This is a genomic window from Dehalococcoides sp., assembly GCF_041654235.1.
Taxonomy (GTDB): Bacteria; Chloroflexota; Dehalococcoidia; order Dehalococcoidales; family Dehalococcoidaceae; genus Dehalococcoides; species Dehalococcoides mccartyi_B.
Genome location: NZ_JBAZDW010000080.1, coordinates 1 through 4,969, shown reverse-complemented (window position 1 = coordinate 4,969; position 4,969 = coordinate 1). Strand labels below are relative to the sequence as shown.

General features: G+C 46.0%; 5 protein-coding genes. 2 read left to right on the top strand and 3 right to left on the bottom strand.

Going from position 1 to position 4,969, the window contains the following annotated elements:
• Positions 1-1,255 (top strand): response regulator (locus WC259_RS07605; protein WP_372644030.1); only part of this gene is annotated, 1,255 nt, incomplete at its 5' end.
• 113 nt (positions 1,256-1,368) lie between these two features.
• On the opposite strand, the gene WC259_RS07600 is transcribed toward WC259_RS07605, so the two are convergent.
• The 3 genes from WC259_RS07600 to WC259_RS07590 all read right to left on the bottom strand — a co-directional run bounded on the left by WC259_RS07600 (position 1,369) and on the right by WC259_RS07590 (position 3,828).
• Positions 1,369-1,767 (bottom strand): NifB/NifX family molybdenum-iron cluster-binding protein, encoded by a 399-nt coding sequence (locus WC259_RS07600; protein WP_011309954.1) that lies wholly within the window; start codon positions 1,765-1,767, stop codon positions 1,369-1,371.
• A gap of 279 nt (positions 1,768-2,046) precedes the next feature.
• A complete protein-coding gene (locus WC259_RS07595; protein WP_011309955.1) occupies positions 2,047-2,316 on the bottom strand; it encodes a hypothetical protein in 270 nt (89 codons plus the stop codon).
• A 27-nt stretch (positions 2,317-2,343) separates the two neighbouring features.
• Positions 2,344-3,828, bottom strand: a complete 1,485-nt coding sequence (locus tag WC259_RS07590) for a reductive dehalogenase (RefSeq protein ID WP_061977549.1) — start codon at positions 3,826-3,828, stop codon at positions 2,344-2,346.
• A gap of 596 nt (positions 3,829-4,424) precedes the next feature.
• Between WC259_RS07590 and WC259_RS07585 the strand changes: the two genes are divergently transcribed.
• On the top strand, positions 4,425-4,940 hold the full coding sequence (locus WC259_RS07585; RefSeq protein ID WP_015408005.1) for a MarR family winged helix-turn-helix transcriptional regulator: 516 nt from the start codon (positions 4,425-4,427) through the stop codon (positions 4,938-4,940).
• Positions 4,941-4,969 lie beyond the last annotated feature (29 nt).

The window sequence follows — 4,969 nt, the reverse complement described above, 5'->3', positions numbered from 1 at the left end:
CAAAAGACTGAAGCTATGGGTGGAAGCATCTTCTTCGCCTATATTTAATAAAAAGGGCGAATTAACAGGCTCTGTTCATATCATCAAGGACATATCCAAACGAAAAGAAGAAGAATTGCAGCAACAACAACTCCGCAACAAGGCGGAAATGTCCAGCCGTCTGGCCGCAGTGGGCGAAATGGCTGCCGGCATTGCCCATGAGATAAATAATCCGCTTACCGGAGTAATAGGTTTTTCCGAACTGCTGCTGGAAAGAGAAGATTTACCTGATGATATCAAAGCAAACCTGAAAATCATAAATGACGGCAGCCAGAGAGCCAAAGAAATTATAAAGAGGATGCTCACCTTTGCCCGGCAGACTACACCCCAGATGAGCCGGGTAAATATCACCGAACTTATAAACCACACTCTGGAACTGCGTAATTACGTACTGGCTACAGCAAATATCAAGATAGTCAAGGATTATGACGCTACTCTGCCCTGGGTTGTGGCAGACCCCGGCCAACTGCAGCAGGTCTTTCTAAATCTTATCGTCAATGCCGAATACGCTATGAAGAAGGCTCATGACAAAGGAATACTGACCATCAAAACTGAAAAACTTGATGGATATGTGCGTATATCGGTCAAAGATGACGGACCGGGTATGCCCGAAGGCATACGGAAAAAACTGTTCCAGCCATTCTTCACCACCAAAGAACCGGGCGAAGGCACAGGATTGGGTCTAAGCCTTTCACTGGGTATCATTCAGGAGCATAACGGCACCATAAGGGCAGAGAGTGAGGAAGGCAAAGGAACTACTTTCATCATTGAATTGCCTATAGCCTCCGATACCGACAAAATAGCGGAAATAACGCCTGAGGCCGAACCTCCAAGGTCTGTAGTCAAAGCAAAAGTTCTGGTGGTAGATGATGAACCCAGCATAAGGCTGCTTATCAAAACTATTCTCACCCAAAATGGACACATTGTTGAAGAGTGCGACGACCCCCGCAAGGCACTGGAAAAGCTCATGGCCACCGCTTATGATGTAATCCTATTGGACATTCGCATGCCCGGCATGAGCGGCATTGAACTATACCGTAATATCCTGACCAAAAGACCTGACATGGCTTTGTCGGTAATATTTATCACCGGGGATACCTCTGACGAAGCAACCAGAGAATACCTAAGCGCTCACCAAACCCCTTATATCAGCAAGCCCTTCAACCGTAAAACGCTGGAAACAAAGGTAGATGAGATACTGGGAAGAAAAGCCTAACTTTTCTTCCCAAAAATGCGTATACCGGGCTAAAAAAGGCGGGGGTGACAGACATAAATACCTCTTTGCCGGCAGTAATTTCCCCACTCAAACTAGGAAATAGACAATATCCTTTAGTGTAAACGCTCTGTTAAATTAGGCAGCTTGCCTTCAAGATAGAGTTTCAGGGCAGTTTCTATATCAGCTACATCAGTCATATGCACTGCAATTCCGGCTTGCTTCAGGCTTTCCTGAGCTCCCTGACCCATTCCGCCAGCTATCACAAGCTGACAATCCGTAATATTTGAAACCATGCCGGCATGGGTGGCTTGGGCATGGGCATTAAATCCATGGCAAGCTCCGGCGGCATGGGTGTGCTCATGATTCATCCCTGCAACATGGTGACCGGCTTTGGGCCTTTGTTCTTTACCAGTTACGCTGCCATCTTCGGCACTTGCAACCAGATAATATTGAGCCCGTCCGAAATGCTGACAGATTGTTTTCCCGTCATCGGTTACTACTGCAATTTTCATTAGTTATTCCTCCACCTATTTGATAAAGTTATATTCCCTAGATTGTTTTGAGCATATGCTCTTAACTAATATTAACTCATCAGCCCAGGTATATCAAACTGCCGGATTTACAGGTGAATTTCTCCTGTTTACGAAAGCAGTTTGAAATAAAGTGCCGAGTGAATCCGGCAAGTAAAAGTAGCCGAAAAATGCATTCCTCACCAAAATAAAACCCCGTATAAATAAAAAAGGCGAGGGAAATATTTCCCTCGCCTTAAGCTCGTTAGCAAAAACCCTGAATTAGGCTTTCTTGGTTTTCCTGACGGACAACTGCCAGGCTACTCCCAGCAGTATAAGGGCAATAAGACCGAATATAAGTGCCCCCATCCAGGCTGACTGGGGTTCATTTTCACGCAGAGAACTGAAATAATGCTGGCCGGTAGCAAACAAGGCTAATACGCCCAAGCCACCCAGCACCCATTCATACCACTTCGTGAATACTCCCTTTTGCACAAGCCAATTGGCCAGAAGAGCTATAGCTGCACCTGCAAGCAATCCAATCCAAAACATTACATTACTCCTTTATTCATTAAGCCTTTAGTAAGATGTATTTATACCGTAGGTATAATCATCTATATTCCACCAGTCGCGCGGGTCCTTGCGTCCGTATCCCATGGTCTTTTCCATATTGGCAAAGAAACTGTTGAAAACAGGAGTGACGGAAACTGTATTACGTACCAAATCATGTATAAAAGAACCGTCGCCATTGGTATTAAAGGGGCAACTGCCCTGACAGACCGGACAATGCGGGCAGGTGGTGGTATTAGTACGCCATCCGTTGAAACCGGGGCGGGTACCGGGTTGGGTAGCTTCCCATGACGGGTCGCCTTTTTCAATCAAGCCGAACGGGCAGGAGTCCGCACAGATACCGCAGGTCTTGCAGAAGTCATACACCCCAAAATCTATAGGCTTAGTGGACATAAGAGGCATATCAGTCATCATTACCCACATAGCCCGGTTGGTAGTGCCGTATTTGGGGACTAAGGTCGGTGATGACATACGGCAGTGTTCACCCATACCGGTTAAGGTAGCGATAGCATTGGTGTGATAACCCATCATGTGGGTTGAAACCGCAGTATATCCCAGAGCGTGGATAAACTCCTGGATAACAGCCCCGACAAAGGGGAACCTTTGATAGGAGTAGTATACAGCGGCATCCTCATATTCGCCGGCCTGGCGTCTGGTGGATTCGTAAGGCTGGCGGGCAGTCCACTGGAGGATATATTTGGCTTTGGCAGGAATGACCAGTTTGGTGGGTGTTTCAGCCGCTTCGTCTACGTTTTCTATTACCAGCTGTTTCCCGCCGCTTTGCTCGTGGAAAAGCTTAAAAACGTCTGAATCCATTTCCTGAGCGCCTACATCACAGCCGCCAAGGAAACGGACTACCTGACGCAGGGTAAGCAGGTTTTCTTCGGGTGTGCCTTCCCAACGCGGTACACCGAAATCCTGCGGGCGGAGCGTTTCGCTTGAGCGAAGACCCATGAAGGAGGGGAAAGTGGCCGTGCCTCCGGCCTTTAGTATGGCCTGCATAACATTAACCCTGTTGCCGCCCATGTTTATTTCGCCGGGCCACATGCCCATACGCATAAATTTGGTGGCCATGAAGAGAGCGGTTGTCCGGTTGTCTCCCAGACCGGCATAGCCGGGTTCCCATCCCGGAAATTCCTTTTTCATGTAATCAAAAAGTACTTGCGCCTGCTCAGGGCTAGCCCAGGTACCAGAACTGCCGCCGGGAATACCCATGGCATATCTTTCCTGAGCCGACAGGGTTGGTCTGGCCTGGTAGGGGAAAGTACCCTCCATCTTGGGCAGATTCTGCCAGTCAATGGGTACTGAAGGATCTTTGAACTCCCTCTCTTTAACCCACCACGGCAGCTTCTGTACACCGCCGGAAGAAGCAGTCAGCTCATCCACATCATGAAAAACCGGGGCGGCAGCCGACACTGCTCCGACTCCGGCACCAGCCAAACCCAAAGCCTTCATAAAATCTCTTCGGGAAAGTGTTGAATGAAAAGTTTTCACTTGATATCTCCTAATCATGTATTTGACACTAATAACCAGTTCAAGGAAAATATAAATACGGAAGGGCACTAAAAGTTATCTCTAATCCAGCTAGCTTAAATACCTTCCTTTCTGGCGGTCTCTGATACAGGCCGCCGGTTTTTATTTTTAAAGCTCACCGGGCAATTAGAACCAAGGTTGGTTTCTCCAGTGAGCTCAAAATCCCATTTAGGCTGCTTAATCTGCCGTCAGATTCATAACCTTAACAATCAAACGGCAAATACTGAGTGAGTGCCGGGCATATTCACTGCACCTTGGGTACGCTAAAACCCTTACTGAATGCCCGCTATCAGTTTACGCCTCCATCTATGAGTATTGTTCGTATCATAATGTTCGTATCATAATGTTCGTTATGGAATATTAACCCCTCCGAACAAAACCGTCAATACGCCGAAATGCGTATTTTTAATAAGCTCTGGGGTATACTTTAGGATATATAATAATGTTAAACCTGTATTGTTTAGAGATTGATAGTTATTTGTATTTAACGTCTGGTTTATTGTTTAATACTGATACAGGCTGATATTTACCAAAATACAGATTGGGGAAACAGGATTATGCCAAGCAACAACACTTTTGAGATTTGGTCTATGCTGATGCAGGCAAGGGCAGGGGCTTATAATGTGCGCCGCAAAGAACTGCTGGAAACTGGAATTACGCCTGAACAAGCAGGCATATTAAATATTTTGCATGTTGAAAGGGACACCGTAGTAACTCCCGCCAAAATTTCCAAAATATTTCTGCGCGAACCCCATACCGTCTCGGTAACTCTAAAGAGTATGGAAGCCAAAGGGCTGCTAGAACTGAGAAAAGACCTGGAAAGACGGAATATGATTCGGGTAGTAATAACAGAAGCAGGGGAGAACGCCAGAAACAATGCGTTTTTACTGAACAAAGTCCAAAAAATATTTGAGGATTTTTCTGAAGAAGAAATAGAACAACTGAAGGGTTTACTCCGGAAAGTACGGGATAAATCCATAAATGAGCTCTCCACACCCAAGGTCAAACCAAACTATGATTTAAATATCCTGCACAATTACGATACCGAAATATCCCGCAAGAACAACTCCTGATACAAATGATAAATAAAAAAACAAAAAAT

Coding starts and splice junctions, on each gene's coding strand:
- WC259_RS07600 (WP_011309954.1), bottom strand. CDS start 1,767: ATGAAAATTGCAGTAGTAACCGATGACGGGAAAACAATCTGTCAGCAT.
- WC259_RS07595 (WP_011309955.1), bottom strand. CDS start 2,316: ATGTTTTGGATTGGATTGCTTGCAGGTGCAGCTATAGCTCTTCTGGCC.
- WC259_RS07585 (WP_015408005.1), top strand. CDS start 4,425: ATGCCAAGCAACAACACTTTTGAGATTTGGTCTATGCTGATGCAGGCA.